Below are 23,544 nucleotides of genomic sequence, written 5' to 3' on the forward strand. Positions count from 1 at the left end.
CGGTCAGCCCGTCGGCCGCCGCTTGCCCGGCTTGGTGGAGCGGCCCTCCACGAGCGCGCGCCTGATCTGCGCGGCGGTGGCGCGGGCGTGCTCGGAGGTGGACGTACGGTCGGCCACCGAGGTGACGAAGCGGTGGGTGGGGCGAAGGCACCTGCCGCACGGGGTGTCGTCCGTGATCAGGTATCCGTCCTCGCACTGGGGGTCCGTGCAGCGGCCGGGGCTCACGAGCGCCTCGGCGATCTCCTGGGGTGCCCAGCGGCGCCGGCCGTCCTCGTCCTTCTCGTGGAGCGCGTGGGACCAGCGGACGTTCCACCGGCGTTCGAGCCGCTCCAGCAGCTGGTCGGGGGTGCGCCGGCCCAGCTCCTGATGGATCAGGTCGTGCACCGTACGGGGATGGCGGTGTCCCAGTGCCTGGACCAGCGGTTGCGGAAGTGCCTGGAGGATGTAGGTGACGGGGTCGCCGGCCGCGCGTTCACGCCACTTGCGGCAGCTGCACGGCCCCTCGGCGGGCAGCGCACGCTGGCACCGTCCGCACCGGCCGCGGCATTCGGCGCAGAGCCCGTTCTCCAGCCCGTCCAGGTGCGGTGCGGGCGCCCGGCCGCAGTCGCGGCAGCAGGCGGCGCAGGGGCCGCAGAGACGCTCGTCGCCCAGTTTCGTCGTCCACTGCCGCTGCTGGCAGCGGCAGCACAGGGCGTTGTTGCAGTACTCGTGGTGGGCGGCGCCGGAGTGCCGTCCGGAGGGCGGGAATGACATGGATACGTTCTCCAGGTGCGTGGCGAGGGCCTGTCAGGTCCTAGCCATGTCGACGAAGCGCGCGCAGGGGCCCTCGGACGACGGTATCGCCCTCGTCGGGTCCCGTGCGGCACGGTGCCGCGTTCAGCCGACATTCTCCCGCACCCGGACGGTGCGTGGGGTGGTGGTCAGGGCCTCAGGCCGCTGACGACGTTCGCGGTGGCGGTGATCCCTTCGTGGATGGTGGGAGCCATGCTCGTACCCGCGAGGAAGAATCCCAGCAGGGCGCAGACGATCGCGTGCGAGATCTTGAGTCCTCCGTTACGCAGGAAGATCACTGCGAGGATCAGCAGGAGCAGCACCACTGAGATCGAAATGGCCATGGCCAACCTCCTCCGCCGCGCCGGAATTGCGGCATTCGGCCGCCAGTGTGGCGCAGCGGAGGGGCCGTTCGGCGCACTGGCGTGTCCGCCGAACGGGTGTTGACTCAGGGTGACGGGGTGAGGCCGGCGGGGGCCGCTCAGCCGTTCCGGCCGCTGCCGGGCTCACGGCGGCGGAGGAAGCGCTCGAGCCCTGCCAGGTCGTCGGTGTTGAGGTGGTCGACGTCCGCGGCGACGAGCTCGTTCCAGACGGCTTCGCGTGCGGGGCCCGCGAGGTCGGGTGTGCCCCAGAAGCGGACCCGTTGCCCGCTCGTGTGCGCCGCCGCGACGAAGGTGCGCAGCCGGTCACGTTCGGCCGCCGGGAAGGGGCCTGTCCCCTGCCAGCCGAAGCTCGTGGCCCAGTTGCCGCTGATGAGCGGGATGAAGGAGGCGGGGGCTGCGGTGCCGAGGTCTTCCGGCCGGCCGTCGTAGAAGGCGTACCGGGTGGTCTGCGCCTCCATCGGGACGCGGGCGGCCCGGTCTCCCGAGACGACGGCGGTGACGGCGCCGGTACGGACCCGGCCGTGCACGGAGCGGGTGAGGAGGGAGCGGTAGCGGCGGAGCACCCGGTCGAGTTCGAGGTAGGTGGCGGCGCCGTCGGTCTTGATGTCGATCAGCAGCTGGAGCGGGGCGGGGTGCCCGGCGTGGACGTGCCCGTGGTGGGCGCGGACCCGGGCCGCCAGGGGGTCGAGGTACAGGGAGACGAGGGTGCGTGCCGGGTCGAGGCTCTCGGCCTCGTGGGCGACGAGCAGCTGGCCGTCGACGAGGAAGATGTCCGCCTCGACGCTGGTGAAGCCGTGCGCGAGGGCGTCGTGGAGGGGGCGTCGGTGCAGGTAGTCGTTGTGGGCGTGGGCCCGGGCCAGTGGCCGGGGGCCACGGGGACGGGTGTTCACGGCAGGGGTCGTGGTGGGGGTCGCGACGGCGGTCTGGGCGGGGATGAACGCTCCCGCGGCGGCCGTGGCGAGGGCGGTGGTGACGACTCTGCGACGGGTCAGGTGTGCCATGGGGTCTCCCTGAAGCGGTCGGTGGGGCAGAGCGGGCGGGGACGCGACGAGTATGGCGGCGGCAGCGGTTCGAAAGGCAGGTACCTGCCAAGAGTTGGAACGACCGTCGTCCGTACGTCGGCTGCGCTGCGCCTGTTGTTCCCTGGCTCCCACGCGTGCGGGGCGGGGGCGCGTCGGCCGCACCCCGCCCCGCGCCTCGTCACGGAGCCGGCAGCTCCACCAGCCCCGCCACGGCCTCACGGTGACGCCCCGCGGTGCCGTACGCGATCGAGTCGGCCTTGGCCCGCTTCAGATACAGGTGCGCGGGGTGTTCCCAGGTCATTCCGATCCCGCCGTGCAGCTGGACGCACTCCTCGGCCGCGTGCACCGCGACCTCGGAGCAGTACGCCTGCGCCACGGCGACCGCGAGCGGTGCGTCCGGGCTGCCGGTCGCCAGCGCGTCGGCGGCGTTACGGGCAGCTGCGCGCGCGGAGACGACCTCCAGCCAGAGCTGGGCCATTCGGTGCTTCAGCGACTGGAACGAGCCCACCGGCCGGTTGAACTGGTGGCGTTCACGGGTGTACCGGACGGTCTCGGTCAGGCACCACTCGGCCAGTCCGAGCTGTTCGGAGGCGAGCAGTCCCGCTCCGGCCAGCAGGCCCCTGCCCACCGCTTCGGCCGCGGGACCCGCCTCGGCGAGCAGGGTGCCGGTGGCCCCGGTGAGGGTGACCGTGGCGAGCGGGCGGGTCAGGTCGAGCGGGACGAGCGGCTGGACGGCGACACCGGCCCCGCCGGCCTCCACCGCGTACAGGCCCTCCGCCGTGGGCACCAGCAGAACGTCGGCCGCCGCGGCGTCCGCGACGCCGGTCACGGTCCGCTCCAGGGTGCCGGTCGTCGACGCGGCCGCGTCCGCGGGCGCCGAGGCGAACGGCAGGGCGAGCACGGCGGTCCTGCGGCCTTCCGCCAGCTCCCCGAGGAGTGCGGCGGCCGGGCCGCCGTCCTCGGCCAGCGCGAGCAGGATCTCGGTCGCGACGACGGCACTCGTCAGGTACGGCGCCGGGGCGACGCTGCGGCCGAACTCCTCCAGGACCACGGCGGCCTCACGATGGGTGGCGCCCTGGCCGCCGAGCTTCTCAGGGACGAGCAGCCCGGCCGCTCCGATCCCCGCCGCGAGCGATTCCCACAGCCGCAGGTCGTACGGCGTGTCGGACTCGACCGCGGCGATCACCGTCGGCGCGTCGGCCCGGTCGGCGAGCAGTGAGCGCACGGCGGACCGCAGGTCGTCCTCGGCCTCCGTGTAGAGCAGGTCGGGCGCCTGGGCGGCTTCGGTCTGTACGGTCATCGGGCGAGATCCTTCCAGGCGACGTCCTTGTCGTTACGGGGCTCGGCGGGCAGACCGAGGACGCGCTCGGCGACGATGTTGAGCAGGACCTCGCTCGTCCCGCCCTCGATGGAATTGCCCTTGGACCGCAGATAGCGGTAGCCGGCGTCCCGTCCGGTGAAGTCGACCAGTTCCGGGCGGCGCATGGTCCAGTCGCCGTACAACAGGCCTTCGTCACCGAGGAGTTCGACCTCCAGTCCGCTGATCTCCTGGTTGAGGCGGGCGAACGCGAGCTTCATGCCGGAGCCTTCGGGGCCGGGCTGTCCGGCGACGAGCTGCTGGCGCAGCCGTTCACCGGTGAGCCGGGCGACCTCGGCCTCCACCCAGAGCGTGAGCAGCCGCTGGTGGAGGTCGTGGGTGCGCAGGCCGGGCTGTTCGCGCCAGGTCTTCGCGACGGTGCCGATCATGCCGCCCTCGCGGGGGATGCGGGCTCCGCCGATGGACACGCGCTCGTTCATCAGGGTGGTCTGGGCGACCTTCCAGCCGTCGCCGACCGGGCCGAGGCGCCTGCTGTCGGGGATCCGTACGCCGGTGAGGAAGACCTCGTTGAACTCGGCCTCGCCGGTGATCTGGCGCAGCGGCCGCACCTCGACGCCGGGGTCGGTCATGTCGCAGATGAAGTAGCTGATGCCGCGGTGCTTGGGGACGTCGGGGTCGGTGCGGGCGATCAGGATCGCCCAGCGGGCCACATGGGCGCTGGACGTCCAGACCTTCTGCCCGTCGACCACCCAGTCGCCCCCGCTCCCGGCTTCGCCCGAGCGGGCGGTGCCCTCTTCGTCACGGACGGCGCGGGTGCCGAGGGCGGCGAGGTCGGACCCTGCGCCGGGCTCGCTGAAGAGCTGGCACCACACCTCCTCGCCGACCCACAGCGGCCGCAGGAAGCGCTGCTTCTGCTCCTCGGTGCCGTAGCCGAGGATGGTCGGGGCGGCCATGCCGAGGCCGATGCCGATGCGGCGCGGGTCGTTGTCGGGGGCGCCCGCTGCGGCGAGTTCGGCGTCGACGACGGACTGCAGGGAGCGCGGGGCGTCCAGTCCGCCGAGGCCTGCGGGGTAGTGCACCCAGGCCAGGCCCGCGTCGAAGCGCGCCTTGAGGAAGTCGGTGCGGTCGGTGGTGGCCGGCGGGTGGGCCGCCAGCAGTTCCTGGGTGAGGCGCCGGACCTGTGCCGCGTCGATGGCGGTGCTCATCGGGTGCCTCCTGACGGCAGGACGACGATGCGGCCGGTGCTGGTGCCGTCGGCGACGCGCTGGACGGCGCGTGCCGCGTCGGCCATGGGGACGCGCTCGCTGATCAGCGGCTTGACGACGCCCTGCGCCGCGAGCTTGGTGAGCTCGTCGTGGCAGGCGCGTACGGCGGCGGGGTCCTTGGTGTTGTAGAGACCCCAGTGGAGTCCGACGATCGAGTAGTTCTTCACCAGGGCGTGGTTGAGGCCCGGTGTGGGGATGGCTCCGCTCGCGAAGCCGACGACGAGGACACGGCCCTCGAAGGCGATGCACTTGACGGACTTGGCGTAGGCGTCGCCGCCGACCGGGTCGTAGACGACGTCCGCGCCGCGTCCGCCCGTGGCCTCCTTCACCGCGGCGACGATGTCCTCGCTCCGGCGGTCGATGACCAGGTCGCAGCCCAGTTCGCGCGCGATCGCGGCCTTCTCGGGTCCGCCGACGACCCCGATGACGGTGGCGCCGGCGGCCTTGCCGAGCTGGACGGCCGCGCTGCCGACCCCGCCCGCGGCCGCGTGCACCAGGAGCGTCTCACCGGCCTGCAGGTGTGCCCGCCGGTGCAGCCCGAACCAGCCGGTCTGGTAGCCGATGTGCAGGGCCGCGGCCTCCGCGTCGTCCAGTGCGTCGGGCGCCGGCAGCAGGGCCGCCTCGTCCGCCACGACGTACTCGGCGAATCCGCCCTCGGGGAGGGCGGGGGTGGCGAGCACCCGGCGCCCGTCCTGGGTCACGCCGCAGATCTCCACGCCCGGGGTGAAGGGCAGCGGGGGCCTCACCTGGTACTGGCCGCGGCAGAGCAGCGCGTCGGGGAAGTTGATGTTCGCCGCGCGCACCTCCAGCAGTACCTGCCCGTCCCCGGGGGTCGGCCGGTCGGTCTCCTCGAGCTCCATCACCTCGCTCGGCTCGCCGTTCCGGTGCACTCGCCATGCCTGCATGAGGGGCCTCCACAACACTGTCGGCATTACCACTGCTCCGCCGCATACTAAGCGGTCGCTTGCCCCTCTGGGAACACCTCGCGCCGACCGGTCGCGGACCCGTCTACGACCGCTTCGGCTTGGCCCGCACGTGCATCCGCTCCCCCTGCGGCCCGAACAGGCTGATGAACTCGACCGGCTCGTCACCGGCGGGGCCGAACCAGTGCGGCAGCCTGGTGTCGAACTCGGCGGCCTCACCGGGCGCCAGCACCAGGTCGTGCTCGGCGAGCTTGAGCCGCAGCCGCCCGTTGAGCACGTACAGCCACTCGTATCCCTCGTGGGTGCGCTGCTCGGGCGTCTCGGTGCAGGGCGCCTCCTGAATGACCTTGTACGCCTGGAGGCCTCCCGGCCGGGCGGTGAGCGGCAGCGAGGTCTTCGTGCCGTGCACGATCGGTTTCGCCTTGACCCGCGGGTCCCCGACCGGGGGTGCCCCGACGAGATCGTCGAGCGGCACCTCATGGGCGCGGGCGATGGGGAGCAGCAGCTCCAGGCTGGGGCGCCGGCCGCCGGATTCGAGCCGGGAGAGCGTGGAGACGGAGATTCCGGTCGCCTCGGAGAGCCCCGCCAGCGTCACGCCCCGGTCCTTGCGCAGCCGTCTCAGCCGCGGACCCACCCCGGTGAGCACGGCGTCGAGGTCGGGGTCGTCGTGGTTCTGTTCCGTCATGGGATCCATTGCAGAATCAGCAACCCTGTTTGTCAATCGGGGGCGAGTGCCGTGGGCTCGCCGGCGGCCGTTCAGCGGGCGAAGAGCTCGAAGGTGACGGCAGGGCGGCCGCCGAAGCGCTCGGCGGCCGCCTCGGTGGTGCCGGAGAGGAACGTACGGCAGTACGCCTCCGGGTCCTCGTCCGTCAGCACCTCGATGTAGGTGCGGTGGGCCAGCAGCGACCGTACCGAGCGCTCGAACCCCGGGGTGGCGTCGACCGCGTGGGTGGGACGGTCGGTGCCCGCGACGGCGACCCAGCGCACCCCGTCCCACGGTTCGAGGCCCCGCTCACCCAGCTCGGGGAAGATCCAGCGGTTCCCCGCGTCGCCCGCGGCGTCCAGGGTGGCCCGGCCGACGGCGCGGTGGTCCGGGGTGTTCCAGGCGACGCCGCCCCAGGTGTCCCGGTGGTTCAGGGTGATGACCAGCTCGGGCCGGTGGCGGCGGGTCGCCGCGGCGATGTCGCGGCGCAGAGCCGTGCCGTACTCGATGACGCCGTCGCGGTGGTCCAGGAACTCCACGGCCGTGACCCCGACGGCCGCCGCGCTCTCCCGCTGCTCCCGCTCCCGCAGTGGTGCGCACTCGGCGGGGGCGAGGGTGTCGATCCCGGCCTCCCCGCGGGTCGCCAGGAGGTACGTGACCTCATGCCCCTCGTCGGTCCAGCCGGCCACGGCGGCGGCGCAGCCGTACTCCAGGTCGTCGGGGTGGGCGACCACGGCCAGGGCGCGGTGCCAGTCCGTGGGCATGGGTTCCAGCTGCTGTGTCATACCTCGCAGGCTATCCAGCGAAGGGTGACGGATCCGTGCATTCCGGAAGCGGTTCGGGGCAGGGACCAGGGAGCCGCTCCGGCCGGACGCGCCGTACGACCAGGTACGCAGAGCCGGAGAGGAATACCCCTAGGGGTATGATTACCTTCCGGGGCGCCGGGGTGAGCAGACCCCGGGCCGCCCCGCTCAGGCGACCGAAAGGAAACCCCGCTCGTGATCAGCCCCGCCTCCCTCTCCCCCACCGAGGCCGCAGCCCGGCTGGAGGAGTTCACCGTCATCGACGTACGGGCCCCCGGCGAATACGCCTCCGGACACGTGCCCGGCGCGCTGAACATCCCGCTCGACCGGCTCACCGAGGCGGTGCCCGCACTGAAGTCGGCCTCCGCCCGTGGCTCACTGCTGGTGGTGTGCGCTTCCGGCGTGCGGTCCACCAGGGCGTGCGAGATCCTCGCCGACGCCGACATCGACGCCGCCACCCTGACCGGCGGGACCTCCGCCTGGGAGGGCGACGGCCACGGCCTCGACCGCCCGGTGGGTGCCCGGGCGACCTGGCCGATGGAGCGCCAGGTCCGCCTCGCCGCCGGTTCGCTGGTGGTGGCCGGCCTGGTGGCGGGCCGGCGTTTCCCGGCGGCGAGGTGGCTGTCGGCCGGCATCGGTGCCGGACTCGTCTACTCCGCGGTGAGCAACACCTGCGGCATGGCGGCCGCCCTCTCCAAGCTGCCGTACAACCGCGCGCCGGAGTCCGCCGCCGGCCTGGACGCGACGCTGGACGCCCTCCAGGGCTGACTGAGCGATCGGCGCTGGAGGGCCTCCAGGGCTGACCTAGCGGTCGCTCTCGCCCCGCACGAGGGCGAGCAGCCGGTCCAGCACGTGGGGGCCACCCGCTCGCACACCGTCGTGCTCGTACTCGCTGGTCACCCATGTGCGCAGCCCGCGGATCGAGGACGCGGTGCGCAGCGCGTGGCCGGTGTCGACGTACATGTCGTCGTGGTAGACGGCGGCCGCCACCGGCACCTCGTTGGCCGCGAGCCGCTCGGTGTCGTACAGGACGGGCCAGTCGGTGCGGGCGGCGAGCAGCTCCGCCGTCTCGCGCAGGGGGCGCAGCGCGGGATCGACGTCGAAGTGCCAGGGGTGGATGCTCTCGCCGGTGAAGAGCACGGGGCCGTCGCCGGCCAGGGCGGCGGCGGCGTCGAACTGCGGGAAGTCGGCGCGTACGCGTTCGGCGGCCCAGTCGGTGGGGCGTGCGCCCTGGCCGTAGATCGGCTCGTGCATGAGGGCGTACAGCGGGTGGCCGGCAAACGAGGTGGCGGTGCGCATGGCCTCCTGGAAGGCGTCGGACAGCTCGGCGCCGTGCGGGCCCTCGACGAACGCGTTCTCCAGGAGGTAGTGCAACTGGTGGCTGCCGTTGCCGGAGCCCAGCATGATGCCGAGGGACTGGAATCCCTCGGGTGTCAGCGTGTGCCCGGCGCTGTCCGGGCGGTGCTCGGCGAGGTGTGCGGCGATGGCGCGGGCACGGGCGACGTCCTGGGGGTAGCGGGCGTAGTGGGCGGCCACCTTCCGCTCGATCCGCGGGTAGGCGGCCCGGTAGACGTCGTCGGCGTGCGCGTCGAGTGAGGGCAGACCGCCGGTGATCAGGACGGCTTCGAGGCCCTCCGGGGCGGCCGAGAGGTAGTGGACGGCGCAGAAGCCGCCGAAGGACTGCCCCAGGACCGTCCAGGGCGCGCCGCCGGTGAGCCGGGGGCGGATCAGTTCGCAGTCGCGGACGATGCTGTCGGACCGGAAGTGGGCAAGGTAGTCGGCCTGCTCGCGGGCGCCGCCGCGCAACGGCAGCGTCTGCCGGTTGGCAGGGGTGGACAGCCCGGTGCCGCGCTGGTCCAGGAGCAGCACACGGAACTCCCGCACCGCCCGTCCCAGCCAGGCCTCCGTGCCCACGAAGCGGCGGGCGCCGAAGCCGGGGCCGCCCTCCAGGTAGACCAGCCACGGGAGGTGCTCGGTGGCCCTCCCGCTCGCCACGGCCTCACGGCCGAAGATCTCGATCGACTCGCCGCCCGGATCGTCGTGGTCGAGGGGGACCGTGAACCGTCGGTCGGTGAGGACGATGCCGGGCTGGCGATAGCTGCTCAAGTGAACTCCTGTATCCGGTGCTTCGCGGACAGTTCAGCACATCGCCGTGTTCGGGCCGGTCGCGGCCCATGCGCGGCCTTCTCCGGCACCCCCACCCGAACGCGTTCCCTCACCCTACGGTCGAGGGTGAGGGTTGACCGTCACGCCGGAGCCGGCCCGGCCGGACACACAGGCGGCGCGACTTATCGGCGTTTGCCATTAACCCGCGTGTGCAACTATTGTCTACGCCAGTAACCATCGCACGCCGATCGGCTTGGTCCGAGTAGGAAAGGCTCCACCATGTCCACGGTCCCCACCGTCACGCTCAACAACGGCGTCACGATTCCGCAGCTCGGCTTCGGTGTCTTCCAGGTCCCCGACGACGAGACGACCGCCGCGGTCGCTTCCGCGCTGGAGGCGGGCTACCGCTCCATCGACACCGCCGCCGTCTACGGCAACGAGGCGGGCGTGGGCCGCGCGCTGGCCGAGTCCGGACTCGCCCGCGACGAACTGTTCATCACGACGAAGCTCTGGAACGCTGACCAGGGATACGACGCCACGCTCGCCGCCTTCGACACGAGCCTGGCCAAGCTCGGCCTCGACCACGTGGACCTCTACCTCATCCACTGGCCCACCCCGGCACGCGACCTCTACACCGACACGTGGCGCGCCCTGGAGAAGCTGCTGGCCGACGGCCGGATCCAGGCCGCCGGTGTCTCCAACTTCCAGCCCGCGCATCTGCGCCGCCTGATGGAGGAGAGCTCGCTGGTCCCCGCCGTCAACCAGATCGAGCTGCACCCCGGGCTCCAGCAGAGCGAGCTGCGGGCCGTGCACGCGGAGTACGGCATCGCCACCGAGGCCTGGAGCCCGCTGGCACAGGGCGCGCTGCTGAACGAGGAGGCGATCGTGGCGGTCGCCGAACGCCACGGGAAGACGCCCGCGCAGGCCGTCCTGCGCTGGCACCTCCAGCTCGGCAACGTCGTGATCCCCAAGTCGGTCACCCCCGCACGGATCCGGCAGAACATCGACGTCTTCGACTTCGAGCTGTCGGCCGCCGACATGGACGCGATCGCAGGCCTGGACCGTGGCATGCGGACGGGCCCGGACCCCGACACCCTCAACTGACCTGAGCCGGCGGCCCGCTCCAGGGCCGAGACCGACAGGACCGGGCAGGCGCCCCGCGTCTGCCCGGTCGTGTGTCAGTAACTGTTTCCGATCCAAGGTTCTGGGTAGATTTGCCCCCTAGCCTGGACCGGTGTCTGAGGGTGCCGAGAGGGCCAGAGTGAGGGACTGTCCGGCTTGTGGTGAACGGCTGAGGCCGGACGCCCGGCCCGAGGCGGTGTTCTGCTCGTCGGTCTGTCGTTCCAGGCAGTGGCGCAAGGAACAGCGGCTGCGGAAGCGGTTGGCAGCTGTCCGGGACAAGGTCGGCCTGGTCGAGTGCCCCGAGTGCGGGGCCCGCTGGGTGGCGGGTGTCGACCGTCGTTCGGACGCCCGGTTCTGCTCGCGGCGCTGCGTCGTGGGGGCCTGGCGGAAGCGGAAGGATCCGTACGCGGATCGTGCACAGTGACCACTGAGCGAACGCATCCTTGGACCAGTTTCATTCACGGAACGGTCAATTGCGGTCATTCCTTGCGATCTTCGTATTTACGGTCTGACTCTCGGAAACAGATGCGGTCCCTGTCCTGTCACGGCCCGAAGTGCCACGCCTGGGAGCGCACTTGGATGGTGAAAGCCATGTCCGAGGAGAACGAGACCATCGGCGCCGTCAGCCAGTCTCGCTACGAGCAGATCGTGGCCGAGCTGCGGGACGTCGTCGAACAGCAGACCCGCGGCCAGTTCACGATCGGGGACCGGGCCCTGGAGGTCGAACCGATGCGGCAGCGGGGCGGCGAAACCAGGGACAGCGAGTACACGGTCGAGGAATCGCTGACGCGCCTGGCCGAGGACATCGGCCTGAGGTTCTCCACGGTGAAGACGGCCAGGTGGGTGGCGTCGCGGTGGCCGAAGGAACGACGCCGTCCCGAGCTCGCGTCCTACACGGTCCACCGGTCGCTGGCGAGTATCGAGGACGAGGAGAGGCGGTTCGCGACGATCCTGACGCTCCCGGAGGGAAAGGCCCGCTGGACCAAGGACGACGCCAATCGACAGGTCGGCCAGCAGGTCGAGACGCCCATCACCCCGCAGGAGAAGGTTACCGCGATCCACTCGCTGGCCCGGGACGCCGAGGTCGCGGCTGCGGTGACCACCGACTTCCTGAAGCGTCCCCAGGTCGCGGCCAAGGTGTCCTCGGAGGACAAGGTCCGGGTGGTGGAGGAATTCACCCGCGACGAGCAGGTCGCGACGACCGCCGCGACCAGCCTGCTCCGCAGGCCGGACGTCGCGTTCAAGGCGATGAGCGATGACACCGCCCGCTTCCAGGTCAACTCTGCCCAGGCCGAGCGCAGTCGGCAAGCCCTTGACCACTTCGAGCGCTCGAACCCCGTCGCCCCGGCAGTCCGCAACATCGACCGGACGGTGGAGTTCCTTGACCTGGTGACCGCCTTCCACGTGTTCGTCGCCGCTGCTGGCCGGACCGTCCCCGGCCTGCGCGACCGCCAACTGTCGGAGGACGAACGCACCATCGTCCACCAGAACGTAGCCAAGGTGAAAGCGACTCTGGACTGGATCGAAACGGCGGTCGACACCGGCAAGGTCGACATGGACGACGAGCTCGCGGCGATCCTGCGGGGCGAGTAGTCGTGCCCCGCGCCTCCCGGCGCAAAGGGGACGCGGCCAGACGGCACGCGGACACCGTCCGCTTCGTTCTGTTCGAGGCCCGCCCGGCCGGGCTGGAGTTTCACCAGCTGGTCCGTGCGAGCGCGCTCTCCCCGCACCAGGTCCGCTCCGGCCTGGCCGCGCTGAAGGACGAGGCCGCGTCCAAGGGCTGGCCTCCGCTGATCTGGAACCGTCTCGACGGCTACCAGCTCGGAGCGGAGCGGACCGCGCTCGAAGCCTACGAGCGGCAGGTCGTGGGCGAGAAGCTGACCCAGTTCCGGCGGTTCATCACCGGCACGGTCGCCCCGCACGCCGCCGCCCACCCGAACGACAAGTGGGTACGGCACATCGTCGCCCAGCTCAACTCCATCGAATCCACCCTCGACCTCATCGCCAGCGCCTGACCGATCCACGGGGCCGACCGGCGAAGCCGGTCGGCCCCGCAGCAGGTCACAGACGAGAGGGGAAGTGCGTCAGCGCCGCTATCCGTCGGACATGACGGATGACGAGTGGGCCCTGATCGAACCGCTGCTGCCGCTGCCGGCCTGCGACACCGCCCGCGGCGGCCGGCCGGAGAAGCACCCCCGGCGCGAGATCGTCGACTCGATTCGATATGTCGTGGACACCGGCTGCAAGTGGAGGGCCCTACCCGCGGACTTCCCGCCCTGGAGGACCGTTTGGGGGTTCATGGCCCGCTGGGCTGCCCGCGGTGTCATCGGTCAGATCCGTGACGCCCTGACCCAGCGGATCCGCCGCGAGGTGGGCAAAGGCCCCAGAGCCGTCGCGACGATCATCGACTCGCAGTCAGTCAAAGCGGCATCGACCGTCGGCAAGAACTCCCGCGGTTACGATGCAGGCAAAAAGATCAATGGCCGCAAACGGCATCTCGTGGTCGACACCCGCGGCCTGCCGCTGCTGGTCATGGTCACCCCGGCCGATCTGCATGACTCCGCCGCGGCCAAGGAAGTCCTCTTCCGTCTCCGTCTCATGCACCCCGAGATCACCATCGTCTGGGCCGACCGCGCCTACGCGGGCAAGCTCATTACCTGGGCGAAGAAGCATCTGAACCTCACGATCAAGACCGTTGCCCGCCCGAAGGACTCCTCCGGGTTCGTCCTGCTGCCCCGCCGCTGGGTCGTTGAACGCTCGCTGGCATGGATGATGAACGCCCGCCGGCACGCGAGGGACTACGAACGGCTCGTCCAGCACTCCGAAACGCTGATCACCTGGGCGGCGATCACGCTGATGACCAAGCGTCTGACCCGCAACGGGGCGGGCTCCGCCTGGGCCAGCAAGCCCAGTACGGGCGCCTGAACTGGTTATTCGCCCGGCTCCGGGCCGGGCCACGCGTACAGGTCGAAGGCTGCTGATCAAGGACCGCCAGGGGCATCTGGGTGGAGGAAGAACGGTCCGCAGCCTGCGCCTTGGCTGGCCGGGTGAACGTGCCGCTGGCCCGAGAGACCGCAAGCTCTTTTCGGGTCCGGAGCGCCGGTAGCGGTCAGCCATGAGGTCGAGGAGGGCCAGTGTGCTTGCACGCCCGTCGTGTCCGAGCTCATCCACCGTCCGCGGTCCGCTGCGGCACCGGGGTACGGCAGAACCGGCGCCAGCGAAACGAGTCGGCGTTTAGTAACACAGTCGGTGCGGCGCTTGAGATACAGCAGCCGCAATCGCGTCTCCCGCCGTACCGACGACCGACGATGAAGCGCTCGTCCAAGAAAGCATGGACCCCAGTCAGCTCGGCAGATAACGGCCGCCCGCTCCGGCAACGTCTTCTACCAGGAGTCCTGCACTGGCGCGAGGCACAGCGCCGCCCACGCCTCCCGCCCACCTGTCGCGGTCGGCGACTGCGCTGCGGCGGCACGATCTTCTTCCAACCGATGGCTGATGCGCTGAGCGCCTACGGCGTCAGCGGGTACTAACCGCCCCTTGGGGCACCTGGGCAGTCCGTCGCGTCGTCGGGGGTGACGGACTGCCCACTACGCCGTCGCTTATGAGTTCGCAGGGACGGATGAGGGCGGGCCTCAGGCGGGAATGAGGCCGTGGGGGTCGATGATGAACTTTTCGGACACTCCCGTGTCGAAGGTCGCGTAGGCGTCGGGGGCGTCGTCGAGGCTGATCACCTTCGTGTTGAGCATGGCGCTCAGGTAGGGCATGCGGTCCCACAGGATCGCCATCATCAGCTCGCGGTTGTAGTGCATGATCGGTGCCTGCCCGGCGGCGATCCGCGGCGACTTGATCCACGCCTTGCCGAAGTCGATCGGGTACGTTCCCTCCTGCTCGGCCTTCGACTTCGCGAGCGGGTCGGCGCCGTAGACGCCGATGACTCCGGTGGCCCCGCCCGCGCGGGTGGCGTCGAGCACCTGGTTGATGGCGTAGGCCGGGTCCATGTCCTCGGCTTCGCGGCCGATGCCGTGTGCCTCGGTGCCGACGTAGTCCACTGCGCAGTCGACCATGGGTTCGCCCAGGATGGCCTCGATCTGGTCGGTGAGCGCCGCGTCCTGGCTCAGGTCGATCGTCTCGCAGCCGTTCTTCTTCACCAGCTCCAGGCGGTCCTTGTGGTAGTCGCCGACGATGATGCAGGACGCCCCGAGGAGGCGCGCAGCTGCTGCGCCGCAGCGGCCGACCGGTCCGGCGCCGGCGATGTACACGGTCGAGCCCGGTTTGGCGCCGGCCTCCATGAGACCGTGGAACGCGGTGGGCAGGATGTCCGAGAGCAGCGCCAGGTCACGGATCTTCGCCATGGCCTGGTCCCTGTCCGGGAAGCGCAGGAGCTGGAAGTCGGCGTAGGGGACGAACAGGTATTCGGCCTGGCCGCCGGTCCAGTCGCCCAGGTTGAAGCCGTACGCTGCGCAGGACACCTTGGGGTTTGTGGTCTCGCAGACTTCGGTCCGGCGCGCCCTGCAGTTGCGGCATCGGCCGCAGGCGACGTTGAACGGGACGGAGACGAGGTCGCCCTCACTGAGGAACTCGACGTCGGGGCCGACCTCGATGACCTCACCGGTCATCTCGTGCCCCATCACCATGCCCTGGGGCACCGGGAAGGACCCGCGGTAGATGTGCAGGTCGCTCCCGCAGATGTTGGTGGCGACGATCCTGAGGATGACTCCGTGCGGGGCCTTCTTCCCGTTCGGCATCTGAAGCTTCGGGAAGTCGAGCGACTCGACGCGCATGTCTTTCGGGTTCTGAAAGGTGACAGCACGGTTGCTGCTTGCCATGACGATCTCCTCTGCTGATTCACGGTGACTCGGCCGAGCGAGTGTCGGCGGTCATTTGGGCGACTTTGCGACCTCGGGTTTCTTAACGTAGGGCTACACCCGAGGTATGCAGGCCAGCGCCACACCCTCTTGCGTGCCATCGCACTAACGCTGCGTGCCACGCGCCCGGTCAAGCGCGTCTTCTGCCGATCAGGCGGGTTGCGGTGCGTTGGCGAAGCGTTCGACGATCGCCTTGCAGAAGGCGGGAAGGTCCTGCGGGCCGCGGCTGGAGATCAGCTGGCGGTCGATCACGACCTCCTCGTCGACGACCTCGGCGCCGGCGTTGCGCAGGTCAGTACGAATGCTGGGCCAGGAGGTGAGGCGGCGACCGTGCAGCACGCCAGCCTCTGCCAGGGTCCAGGGTCCGTGGCAGATGGTGGCAACGGGCTTGCCGGTCTCCACGAACTCCCTCACGAAGGCGACGGCGTCGGGGTCGGTGCGCAGCTGGTCGGGGTTCATGGTGCCGCCGGGCAGCAGGAGCGCATCGTAGTCACCCACACGGGCGTCGGCGACCTTCTTGTCCACGGTAAAGGTTCCGGCCGGGTTGATGTCCATCTGGCGCGCGTTGATCTCGCCGGTGTGGAGGGACAGGAGTTCAGCCTGCGCTCCAGCGCCCAGCAGTGCGCCGAGAGGCTCTTCGAGCTCGACGCGCTCAACGCCGTCCGTGGCCAGGATTGCGACCTTCCTGCCGTGCAGTTCGTTGGTCATGGTGCGTAGTTCCTTCCGGTGATCGGCGGAGGACCGGTTCGGGTCCGTGCCCTCGGCTCAGCTGCCGTCGGGGAGGAGGACCTTGGTCCTTGCCCTGCTCGATCAGCCTGGTTGGCCTGGCACCTCCCCATGTCTGGTGGGCACGTCACCCACGGAACGACCTCACCACTCCCACTGTCCCACCCTCACAAGACACGTCAAAAGGTGCAAATTGTCTCGCTTGGCCGGTGACGCGCCGGGAACCCGGCCTGCCCGGCCCACGACAGACCACGGCAGGAAGGGAGATGCGGCCAGATGCCGCGGTGACACCGTCCGCTTCGTGCTCCTCGAAGACCGCCCGGCCGGGCTGGACTTCGGCCAGCTCGTCCGCGCGACGGACCTGTCCGCCTACCAGGTCAGATCCGGTCTCGGAGCGTTGTCCAGCCGAACGACAAGCGGGTCAATCACATCGTCGCCCAGCTCAACTCTTTCGAGCGACCCTCGATTTCATAGCCGGTCCCGGAGATCTTGTCCGCAAGGGGACCGTCCGTCGCCGATCGGGCGGCCTCCGTCACATCGCTGGGGCGGCCGTCATGCGTCATCCTCGCTATCCGTCGGATACCACTGATGCCACTGGGCTCTGGTCGAACCGCTGCTGCCGCCGGCGGCCTGCGACACGGCTCGCGGTGGCCTGCCGGAGAAGCACTCCCGTCGCGAAATCGTCGACGCGATCCGATACGTCGTCGACGGCATCACTGAAGCCCGCTCCCGAACCGGCCAGGAATTCGGCCTCGACCGCTTCCTTGCCTTCCTCACCGGCCACCTCGATGAAGGCGTGCCCCTCCCCGAGACTCTGCGCCGCCTCATGCACAGCCACCACGGACACCTCTGCGACGACGCCACCACCGTCCTCCTCCAGTGGCACGGCCCCCAGCCCTTCGCCCCACCCCTGAAGCCCTCGTCGGACTCCCCACATCCGGCACCGCCCCACCAGAACGTCAATCAAGCCCTGGTTCTCCACCAACTATCCGCGACAGCTACGGCTGACCACGCCGCCCCGCAGGCAGCACCTGCTCTAGGCGGGCGGCTTCTCCACGAGGACATCGATCTGCTCGATCGTGGGCTCCTCGAAGAGCTCACCCGTGTTCTCAGCGAGCGCTTGCGCGACCTCGCCCGACAGATGCGCCTGGCGTCCGTCGTCGTCGGGAAAGGCGTCGAAGATTCCGAACGACGAGGGTCCGAACTGGATTCCGAACCACCTGACGGTCTTGGGCTCCCCCTCGACGATCGACAGCCCCTGGTTCAAGAAGTCCTGGACGTCGTCCTCCCTGCCGGGAAGTGCTTCGAGGCGTACCAGGAGTGCTTTGCTGACCTGTGTTGCCATCTTGGGTCTCTCCTCTTCCTTTTCCTTGGTTCGCGTCGCCGCGATCATCAGAACGCCGCTATGGCCGCCTCGGCGACCGTCTGATCTTGCTCGCCGCTGCCCCCCATCACTCCTACCGAGCCCCAGGACCTGGCCGTCGTGGGGGAGCGGGATGCCACAAACGAAGATCATCATCAACGTCGGCCGAGGTGGCGGCACACCCGCGTTTGCCCGTCATGACGACTCCTCTGCTCTCCTACGCGGCTTTCGCACGACTCCTGTGCTCTCCTGCGCGGTTCGCGACGCGGGCGGGATACGCGGGGGTTACAAGCCTGCGGCAGCCGCCTGGGCGACGCTCTGGTCTTGGTCCCCTGACCCTCCGCTCACCCCGACGGCGCCCACCACCTGTCCGTTGCGGTGGAGCGGCAGGCCGCCGGCGAAGATCATCACGCGGCCCTGGTTGGAGCCGCTGATGCCGTAGAACTGCTGCCCGGGAGCGGCGTTCGCGGCGAGGTCAGCGGTGCTGATGTCGAAGGCGCGGGCGGTGAAGGCCTTGTTGATGGAGATGTCGACGCTGCCGAGCCATGCGTCGTCCATGCGGGCGTGGGCGACGAGGTTGCCGCCGGCGTCGACCACGGCGATGTTGCTCGGCTGCCCGAGCTCCTGCGCTCGTTTCTCTCCCGCGTCGATAACCCGCCGAGCGTCCCGAAGGGAGATGCTTTCGATGCTGGTCATGGCGCGCGCTCCTTCTTGAAGTCGTTTCCGGGGATATGGGCCAGCGCTTCAGCCGTCGTCGGGGTGAAGCAGGACCTTGGTCCAACCGTTGTCGCGCTGGTCGACGTGCTGGTAGCCCTCGGGGGGCCTGATCCCGTGGCAGTTCGTGGGAGACGATTCAGGACGTTTGGGCCTTCCCCCGCTCGATGAGCACGCGGAGCTGCCGGCACCGGCTCTGGGGATCGCGTCCATTCGTGCCCTTTGACCGTTATTTCGGTCGTGGGATGGCGCTCGCTGAGACTTGTCGAGCTCAGCTGTGTCCGGGGTGCGGTGGCCTACGGCTGCAGGACAGCGCGCACGCAGCCGTCCTTCTTGTTCTTGAACATGTCGTAGCCCTTGGGTACCTCGTCGAGGGACATCGGTGAGCTCGCCGGTGGCGATGCGTTCGAGCAGCATGGGGATGTAGTTCTGTCCCATCTGCTGGGCGCCGCGGAGGGTCAGGCCCTTGTTCAGGAGCGCGCCCATGGGGAACTTGTCGATCAGGCCGCCGAAGACGCCGAGGCAGAAGACCGATCCTCCCTTGCGGCAGTGGTAGATCGCTTCGCGCAGGGCGCTGGGCCGGTCGGACTCGAGACGGAGTTGCTGCTTTGCCTTGTCGTAGAGGCTGACCGGTCCGTCGGTGTGCGCTTCCATGCCGACGGCCTCGATACAGACGTCGGGTCCGCGCCCGCCGCTGCGTTCAAGCAGCTCCCCGCCGACGTCGGTCTGGGTGTAGTCGATCGTCTCGCAGCCGACGTGCTCGGCGGTCATGGCGAGGCGCTCGGGGAAGCGGTCGATGGCGATCACTCGTTCGGCCCCGAGGAGCATGGCCGCCCGGGCCGCCATCTGGCCGACGCCGCCGCAGCCCCAGACCGCGACCACGTCGCCGGGCTTGACGCCGCCGAGGTCGGCGCCCATCCAGCCGGTGGGTGCCGCGTCCGAGGCGAACACCGCGGCTTGGTCCGACACCTCCTCGGGCACGGGAAAGGCTCCGTGATCGGCGTAGGGGACGGGGATGTACTCGGCGTGGCTGCCGGCGTTGCCGCCGAGGGCGTGTGAGTAGCCGAAACAGGCGCCGAGCGGTTGGCCGTAGGTGAGCTCGGTGAGGCCCGGGTTCGTGTTGGCGTTGTCGCACAGCGACCAGAGGTCGTTCTGGCAGTACCAGCACTGACCGCAGCCGAAGAACGAGCACACGACCACTCGCTCTCCGACCGAGCGCCTGCGGACGTCGGCGCCCACCTCGACGATGTCGCCGATGAACTCGTGGCCGAGCACGTCACCGCGTTCCATGGCCGGCATGTAGCCGCCGAGCAGGTGCAGGTCCGAGCCGCAGACCGAGCTCAGACGCACCTTGACGATGGCGTCCTGGCGGTTGATGATCTGGGGGGTCGGGGACCCACTCGACGGTCAGGTCGTTGACTCCGTTCCAGGTGAGTGCTCTCACAGCCTTCCCTCCTCGCGTGCGCGCGGTGGCGGCAGAGATCAGCTTCCGCCCGGACCGGGGTGGGTCGTTGGCGGCTTGTCGGGGCTGAGTACCTCGCCCGTCTCGAGTAGCGCCCGGGAATCGCGCAGAGCCCGGCGGACCGGCCCGCGCGGGTCCCGGCCCTTGAGCCGGGCGGCGGCGCCTCCCGGTCCGGAGGGGTTCGCGCAGGCGGGCTGCGACCTCGGTGCCGCGGTCTCCGGGAGCCGGCCGAACCTGGACCTCGATCTTGTCGCCGAGCTTCGCGAGCGGCTCGGGGAGCCGTCCGTTCGCAGAGACTTCGTCCGGCGGACGGTTGATCGTTACCGTGTGCCAGCGATCGCTGTGCCCGCTGGCGGCCCCGCTCGACTCACCCTTCCACCGGCGGATCATCACCGCTGCCCCGCCGCCCACAGCCAGGCCGCTCAACGTCAGTGCCTTGCCGTTCATCGCGTGCTCCTCTCCGGGGCGAAGTGGCTCGCCGCCGTGAAAGTGTTCGAGCTGTCTCCACCGTCACCTGGCTTCGCCTCACGTGCAAACGCAGTCCGCGGGTGACCAGCGTCCGATTCGTGGACCAGGCGGCGACTCTCCGGACTCCGCTCTAACGGCCGCGCCGACCCCGAACAGGACTTGACCAAGTTCTGTGGGTGTTCGGGTTGGAGATGATGCCCAGGCGCTCGTCCCAGGTCATCACGATCCTTGGGTGGCCTTGGCGACGACGCGGCCCCGGCCAGTCAGGCGGTCTGACCGAAGCCGGCCGCCGTGAGGTCCTGCTCTCGCAGCGGAGTGCAGTCCACGTCCAGCTTCGGTCGGACACCTCGGGCTGGATACCGAGCTCATGTGTGGAGTACTCACCGAACCGATTGATGTGCTCGGTCAGGTACGGCCAGACGCGCGTCAGATCCTTCGGCTCGATCGTCCAGCCCTCCTCCAGCAGCTGGCGGACGGTCTCGGCGAGGACCAGGGCGTTGTGGGAAATGTCCGCGTTTTGCAGGAACAGTACGACGGCCTCCGCCGCCACCGGTGAGGTCGGGCCACCCGGCTCCGGGCGGAGCCCGGTCGGGCACGCTGCAGGGGTGTCACAGCATCTCCAGCGGCCGTTTGCTCTCCGGCGGCGGAAACGCCCGGTCCAGCGTCGCGAGGTCCTCGGCGGTCAGGTCCACCTCCAGAGCTGTTCTGTTCTCCTCGACGTGCGCGCGGGAAGACGCCTTCGGGATCGCGATGACGTCCTCGTGCCGCAGGACCCAGGCCAGGGCGATCTGCGCGGGCGTCGCACCGTGGGCAGCTGCCACGTCCCGCAACGCCGGGTGGCCGAGCAGTCGGCCCTGCTCGACCGGCGAGTACGCCATGACGGGGATCGACAGTTCACGGCACCTGGGCAGCAGACTGTACTCAGGCCCTCGACGGCTGAGGTTGTACAGCACCTGGTCGGTCTGCGGCCCGGCTCCGGGCGGCAGATCCGCGAGATCATCCACGTCCAGGTTGCTCACACCCCAGGAGCGGATGGCACCCTCCCGCACCAGTGACTCGAACGCCTCGACCGTCTCCTCCAGCGGCACGGCTCCACGCCAGTGCAGCAGGTACAGATCGATCCGGTCCGTGCGCAGACGACGCAGGGTCCCCCGGCATGCCTCGGCCACTCCACCGGCGTCCGCATGGGAGGGGAGGACCTTGCTGACCAGGAAAACCTCGTCCCGCCGTCCGCGCACCGCCTCGGCCACCACTTCCTCCGCCGCGCCGTCCCCGTACATCTCCGCGGTGTCGACGAGGGTCATCCCCAGGTCCAGCCCGGCGCGCAGGGCCGATACCTCGGCCGCGCGGCGCCCGGCATCCTCCCCCATCCCCCAGGTGCCCTGACCGAGCACCGTGACCGCAACCCCGCAAGGAAGGACGACCGTCCTCGGATCCGCCATGGCTTCCTCCTGGATGTAACGGTAGCCAAAGACTGCTAACCGCCAACAGCACCACGATCGCGCATCGGATGGCACCGCGATCACCGACGTAGCTACCAACGTCGTCGGAGCACAATGCGCCGACTGCTGGGGCTTTCAGCGGGGCTGGCCAAGTGCTGCCGCCGGCCGCAGGTTCTCCTCGAGTTCTCCGTCCGTGGCCGCGCCGGCCAGTGCCCGTCCCAGTCGGGGTGCCTGTTTGAACAAGTTGTGTCCGGCGGCGAAGAAGATTCTGTCGGCTTCCCAGACCGCCATGCCGTCCTCACTCCACGGCAGGCTTGTCACCCAGCAGTTGAGGCGCTCGACGGGCTCGAGGTCAAGGCCGGGCATTGCGCGGGAGACGTACGCGCGGGCGCGGTCACTGAGTGCCGTCAAGGCTTCGGCGTCCGCGAAGCTGCCGTCCTCGCGCACCTCGACCGTTTGGCTGAGGCCCACCGCATACCGGCTGTTGCCCGGATAGGGGGCTGCGTAGACACCGACCTCCCCGAAGTCGCCGCTGCTGTCCTGTAGGCAGGCGACCCGTTCCGGGGGCGCTCCCCTGACCTGGAAGGTGAGGCGGACGTGGGCTGCCGGCTGTACCGGCAGCGAAAGCCCCACGTTGCGTGCCAGCCGCGCGGTGCCCACGCCCGCGCACACCACGGCCGTCGCGTACTCTTCGCGGCCGACGCTACTGACCACCTCTACCATGCCGCGGCCCGTCGGATACAGCGAGATGACTTCATCGGTGACCAGCGAGTCACCCAGCGCATCGGCCAGCCGCTCGACCGCGGCACGGGTGCGGATGGCACCGCCGCCCTCATCGAGCATCGCGGGACCGCGGTAGTCGGCGAGCAGCGGCATGCGCGCGTGAAGCTCGGCGCTGTCCACGGTGCGGGCCGGTATGCCGCCGGCATCCTGCAGAATGCGCAGTCTCCCAGGAACGGTACTGCCCAGTGCGACCACTCCGTCCCGGGAGACCAGCTCTGCGCCCAACCGGTCGGCCCACTCGTCCCAAACGGCGCGGGCCTCCCGGGTGAATTCCACCAGGCGGGCGTCGTCGTGCGCGTGGCGGAATATGCGGGACTGGCCACCGGATTGCCCGTGGCCTGGAACGCCGCTCTCGTAGACCCGCACCGCCGTTCCGCGTTCGGCCAGTGCGTAGGCGGTGCAGAGTCCGACGATGCCGGCCCCGACCACGGCCACCTCGGGAACCCGGTCCATTCGATCGCCTCACTTCGCGTCCCGGAGCTGTCCCCCTGCGGGCCAGGGACTAAGTTCATCTGTCGCCGCCGCGAACGGGTGGGTGACTGGACCCCATGAGCATTGCCAGTTCTACGTGATTTGGCGGCGCAACCCTGCCTCCTCCAGCCTCACACCGGTACGAAATATGTCAACCGGTCACCTCGGAGAACGATCGTGACCCACCGGCGGAGAGCCGCGGGTCGGACGTCCGGTCAAGGCACGGCAGGAGGGGTCTGAGCAGTACATCGGCCGGCTGGCGATTCCGTCGCTGTCCAGACCAGCGGGCAGCAGGGGTTTCGCTCGGCCGAGATGTCGACCCGCCGGACGTGGTGACGGCAATCGGAGCGATGGGTGCGGAATGACCTTGCATCATGATCAGCCTGGCAGCTTCCGCAGCCAGGACATCCTGCACATCAGAGTCCAGGCTCATCGTGTCGTTCCCCGTGCTCTGGCCAGCCCGTAGCGTGCGCGAGGGGGAGGTCTGTGCACGCCAGTCACCGGCCAGGCGAAGTCGTACATCAGGACGGGGAAACGACAGAGTTCAGGGCTACCGGCAGGACAAGTGCGGCCTCGGTGGCCTGGTCCGGTCCAGGGTGGGCGTGACATGCCGAGCCCCACGAGGCCCGGGGCGGCCAGGTGCCAAGTCGCCCACTCCCGGCCTGCGCCTCGTCAGATCACTCAGGACGACGTCAAGCGGGCCATCGCGCGCTCTGCGGCCAGCTGGCGCGATCAAGGGCCAGCTATCGCGCTCAGTCACACCTCAGACGCTCCGAGATCGAAAACAACTTCTCAGAGGGTGTTTACGCCTCTTTTGATGCGGTTTAAGGTGCT

General features: G+C 69.9%; 22 protein-coding genes and 1 pseudogene. 6 read left to right on the top strand and 17 right to left on the bottom strand.

Annotation, left to right across the window (positions count from 1 at the left end):
• Nucleotides 1-3: 3 nt before the first annotated feature.
• The 8 genes from JKV81_RS12185 to JKV81_RS12220 all read right to left on the bottom strand — a co-directional run bounded on the left by JKV81_RS12185 (nucleotide 4) and on the right by JKV81_RS12220 (nucleotide 7,170).
• Nucleotides 4-753, bottom strand: coding sequence for a hypothetical protein (locus tag JKV81_RS12185; protein ID WP_124279346.1), 750 nt, complete (start codon nucleotides 751-753; stop codon nucleotides 4-6).
• A gap of 167 nt (nucleotides 754-920) precedes the next feature.
• The gene (locus JKV81_RS12190) at nucleotides 921-1,115 is read right to left on the bottom strand and encodes a hypothetical protein (protein ID WP_099177066.1); all 195 of its coding nucleotides are present in this window, start codon (nucleotides 1,113-1,115) and stop codon (nucleotides 921-923) included.
• Between the two features lie 137 nt (nucleotides 1,116-1,252).
• Nucleotides 1,253-2,155 carry a phosphatidylinositol-specific phospholipase C/glycerophosphodiester phosphodiesterase family protein gene (locus tag JKV81_RS12195; RefSeq protein WP_129260099.1) on the bottom strand — a complete coding sequence of 301 codons (903 nt, stop codon included), beginning with the start codon at nucleotides 2,153-2,155 and terminating at the stop codon, nucleotides 1,253-1,255.
• Nucleotides 2,156-2,354: 199 nt separating this feature from the next.
• Complete coding sequence (locus JKV81_RS12200; RefSeq protein WP_202075824.1) at nucleotides 2,355-3,476, bottom strand: acyl-CoA dehydrogenase family protein; 1,122 nt, start codon at nucleotides 3,474-3,476, stop codon at nucleotides 2,355-2,357.
• Entirely contained in the window at nucleotides 3,473-4,699 is a 1,227-nt protein-coding gene (locus JKV81_RS12205; protein WP_129260097.1) for an acyl-CoA dehydrogenase family protein, read from the bottom strand. Before JKV81_RS12205 ends, JKV81_RS12200 begins: the two co-directional genes overlap by 4 nt.
• Nucleotides 4,696-5,664, bottom strand: a complete 969-nt coding sequence (locus JKV81_RS12210; RefSeq protein WP_202075825.1) for an NADPH:quinone oxidoreductase family protein — start codon at nucleotides 5,662-5,664, stop codon at nucleotides 4,696-4,698. The genes JKV81_RS12205 and JKV81_RS12210 overlap by 4 nt, the downstream gene beginning before the upstream one ends.
• Before the next feature lie 103 nt (nucleotides 5,665-5,767).
• Nucleotides 5,768-6,367 carry a helix-turn-helix domain-containing protein gene (locus tag JKV81_RS12215; RefSeq protein WP_124279341.1) on the bottom strand — a complete coding sequence of 200 codons (600 nt, stop codon included), beginning with the start codon at nucleotides 6,365-6,367 and terminating at the stop codon, nucleotides 5,768-5,770.
• Nucleotides 6,368-6,438: 71 nt separating this feature from the next.
• Entirely contained in the window at nucleotides 6,439-7,170 is a 732-nt protein-coding gene (locus JKV81_RS12220) for a PIG-L deacetylase family protein (protein ID WP_129260095.1), read from the bottom strand.
• Between the two features lie 213 nt (nucleotides 7,171-7,383).
• Between JKV81_RS12220 and JKV81_RS12225 the strand changes: the two genes are divergently transcribed.
• On the top strand, nucleotides 7,384-7,956 hold the full coding sequence (locus JKV81_RS12225; protein ID WP_129260094.1) for a rhodanese-like domain-containing protein: 573 nt from the start codon (nucleotides 7,384-7,386) through the stop codon (nucleotides 7,954-7,956).
• A 36-nt stretch (nucleotides 7,957-7,992) separates the two neighbouring features.
• Here the strand turns inward: JKV81_RS12225 and JKV81_RS12230 are convergent, their stop codons facing one another.
• Complete coding sequence (locus JKV81_RS12230) at nucleotides 7,993-9,294, bottom strand: alpha/beta fold hydrolase (RefSeq protein WP_129260093.1); 1,302 nt, start codon at nucleotides 9,292-9,294, stop codon at nucleotides 7,993-7,995.
• A gap of 279 nt (nucleotides 9,295-9,573) precedes the next feature.
• On the opposite strand from JKV81_RS12230, the gene JKV81_RS12235 reads away from it, so the two are divergent.
• From JKV81_RS12235 to JKV81_RS12250, 4 genes are all read left to right on the top strand, one after another.
• Entirely contained in the window at nucleotides 9,574-10,398 is an 825-nt protein-coding gene (locus tag JKV81_RS12235) for an aldo/keto reductase (protein WP_202075832.1), read from the top strand.
• Nucleotides 10,399-11,007: 609 nt separating this feature from the next.
• Complete coding sequence (locus tag JKV81_RS12240; protein ID WP_202075834.1) at nucleotides 11,008-12,009, top strand: DUF6192 family protein; 1,002 nt, start codon at nucleotides 11,008-11,010, stop codon at nucleotides 12,007-12,009.
• A 2-nt stretch (nucleotides 12,010-12,011) separates the two neighbouring features.
• On the top strand, nucleotides 12,012-12,431 hold the full coding sequence (locus JKV81_RS12245) for a RacP protein (RefSeq protein ID WP_202075835.1): 420 nt from the start codon (nucleotides 12,012-12,014) through the stop codon (nucleotides 12,429-12,431).
• A gap of 64 nt (nucleotides 12,432-12,495) precedes the next feature.
• A complete protein-coding gene (locus tag JKV81_RS12250) occupies nucleotides 12,496-13,341 on the top strand; it encodes an IS5 family transposase (RefSeq protein WP_307820526.1) in 846 nt (281 codons plus the stop codon).
• Between the two features lie 707 nt (nucleotides 13,342-14,048).
• Here the strand turns inward: JKV81_RS12250 and JKV81_RS12255 are convergent.
• Together JKV81_RS12255 and JKV81_RS12260 are read right to left on the bottom strand one after the other, a co-directional pair.
• A complete protein-coding gene (locus JKV81_RS12255) occupies nucleotides 14,049-15,242 on the bottom strand; it encodes an alcohol dehydrogenase catalytic domain-containing protein (RefSeq protein ID WP_202075840.1) in 1,194 nt (397 codons plus the stop codon).
• A 189-nt stretch (nucleotides 15,243-15,431) separates the two neighbouring features.
• The gene (locus tag JKV81_RS12260) at nucleotides 15,432-15,989 is read right to left on the bottom strand and encodes a type 1 glutamine amidotransferase domain-containing protein (RefSeq protein ID WP_129260087.1); all 558 of its coding nucleotides are present in this window, start codon (nucleotides 15,987-15,989) and stop codon (nucleotides 15,432-15,434) included.
• Nucleotides 15,990-16,561: 572 nt separating this feature from the next.
• On the opposite strand from JKV81_RS12260, the pseudogene JKV81_RS36225 reads away from it, so the two are divergent.
• Nucleotides 16,562-16,716, top strand: a pseudogene (locus JKV81_RS36225) (transposase); the annotation flags it as partial.
• A 327-nt stretch (nucleotides 16,717-17,043) separates the two neighbouring features.
• Here the strand turns inward: JKV81_RS36225 and JKV81_RS12270 are convergent.
• The 6 genes from JKV81_RS12270 to JKV81_RS12295 form a co-directional block, all read right to left on the bottom strand.
• Complete coding sequence (locus JKV81_RS12270; protein WP_007389165.1) at nucleotides 17,044-17,352, bottom strand: putative quinol monooxygenase; 309 nt, start codon at nucleotides 17,350-17,352, stop codon at nucleotides 17,044-17,046.
• 303 nt (nucleotides 17,353-17,655) lie between these two features.
• Nucleotides 17,656-18,066: a GlcG/HbpS family heme-binding protein gene (locus tag JKV81_RS12275; RefSeq protein ID WP_129260086.1), complete on the bottom strand. Its 411-nt coding sequence runs from the start codon at nucleotides 18,064-18,066 to the stop codon at nucleotides 17,656-17,658.
• Between the two features lie 48 nt (nucleotides 18,067-18,114).
• On the bottom strand, nucleotides 18,115-19,434 hold the full coding sequence (locus tag JKV81_RS12280; protein ID WP_307820527.1) for an alcohol dehydrogenase catalytic domain-containing protein: 1,320 nt from the start codon (nucleotides 19,432-19,434) through the stop codon (nucleotides 18,115-18,117).
• Between the two features lie 710 nt (nucleotides 19,435-20,144).
• On the bottom strand, nucleotides 20,145-20,564 hold the full coding sequence (locus JKV81_RS36805; RefSeq protein ID WP_129260085.1) for a Tn3 family transposase: 420 nt from the start codon (nucleotides 20,562-20,564) through the stop codon (nucleotides 20,145-20,147).
• Between the two features lie 58 nt (nucleotides 20,565-20,622).
• Nucleotides 20,623-21,456, bottom strand: coding sequence for an aldo/keto reductase (locus JKV81_RS12290; protein WP_129260084.1), 834 nt, complete (start codon nucleotides 21,454-21,456; stop codon nucleotides 20,623-20,625).
• Nucleotides 21,457-21,591: 135 nt separating this feature from the next.
• Nucleotides 21,592-22,692 carry an NAD(P)/FAD-dependent oxidoreductase gene (locus tag JKV81_RS12295; RefSeq protein ID WP_129260083.1) on the bottom strand — a complete coding sequence of 367 codons (1,101 nt, stop codon included), beginning with the start codon at nucleotides 22,690-22,692 and terminating at the stop codon, nucleotides 21,592-21,594.
• Between the last annotated feature and the right edge of the window lie 852 nt (nucleotides 22,693-23,544).

The organism is Streptomyces silvae (assembly GCF_016745505.1).
Taxonomy (GTDB): domain Bacteria; phylum Actinomycetota; class Actinomycetes; order Streptomycetales; family Streptomycetaceae; genus Streptomyces; species Streptomyces silvae.

Coding starts and splice junctions, on each gene's coding strand:
- JKV81_RS12275 (WP_129260086.1), bottom strand. CDS start 18,066: ATGACCAGCATCGAAAGCATCTCCCTTCGGGACGCTCGGCGGGTTATC.
- JKV81_RS12190 (WP_099177066.1), bottom strand. CDS start 1,115: ATGGCCATTTCGATCTCAGTGGTGCTGCTCCTGCTGATCCTCGCAGTG.
- JKV81_RS12220 (WP_129260095.1), bottom strand. CDS start 7,170: ATGACACAGCAGCTGGAACCCATGCCCACGGACTGGCACCGCGCCCTG.
- JKV81_RS12255 (WP_202075840.1), bottom strand. CDS start 15,242: ATGGCAAGCAGCAACCGTGCTGTCACCTTTCAGAACCCGAAAGACATG.
- JKV81_RS12195 (WP_129260099.1), bottom strand. CDS start 2,155: ATGGCACACCTGACCCGTCGCAGAGTCGTCACCACCGCCCTCGCCACG.
- JKV81_RS12295 (WP_129260083.1), bottom strand. CDS start 22,692: ATGGACCGGGTTCCCGAGGTGGCCGTGGTCGGGGCCGGCATCGTCGGA.
- JKV81_RS12215 (WP_124279341.1), bottom strand. CDS start 6,367: ATGACGGAACAGAACCACGACGACCCCGACCTCGACGCCGTGCTCACC.
- JKV81_RS12270 (WP_007389165.1), bottom strand. CDS start 17,352: ATGGCAACACAGGTCAGCAAAGCACTCCTGGTACGCCTCGAAGCACTT.
- JKV81_RS12235 (WP_202075832.1), top strand. CDS start 9,574: ATGTCCACGGTCCCCACCGTCACGCTCAACAACGGCGTCACGATTCCG.
- JKV81_RS12240 (WP_202075834.1), top strand. CDS start 11,008: ATGTCCGAGGAGAACGAGACCATCGGCGCCGTCAGCCAGTCTCGCTAC.
- JKV81_RS12260 (WP_129260087.1), bottom strand. CDS start 15,989: ATGACCAACGAACTGCACGGCAGGAAGGTCGCAATCCTGGCCACGGAC.
- JKV81_RS12205 (WP_129260097.1), bottom strand. CDS start 4,699: ATGAGCACCGCCATCGACGCGGCACAGGTCCGGCGCCTCACCCAGGAA.
- JKV81_RS12290 (WP_129260084.1), bottom strand. CDS start 21,456: ATGGCGGATCCGAGGACGGTCGTCCTTCCTTGCGGGGTTGCGGTCACG.
- JKV81_RS12210 (WP_202075825.1), bottom strand. CDS start 5,664: ATGCAGGCATGGCGAGTGCACCGGAACGGCGAGCCGAGCGAGGTGATG.
- JKV81_RS12185 (WP_124279346.1), bottom strand. CDS start 753: ATGTCATTCCCGCCCTCCGGACGGCACTCCGGCGCCGCCCACCACGAG.
- JKV81_RS12200 (WP_202075824.1), bottom strand. CDS start 3,476: ATGACCGTACAGACCGAAGCCGCCCAGGCGCCCGACCTGCTCTACACG.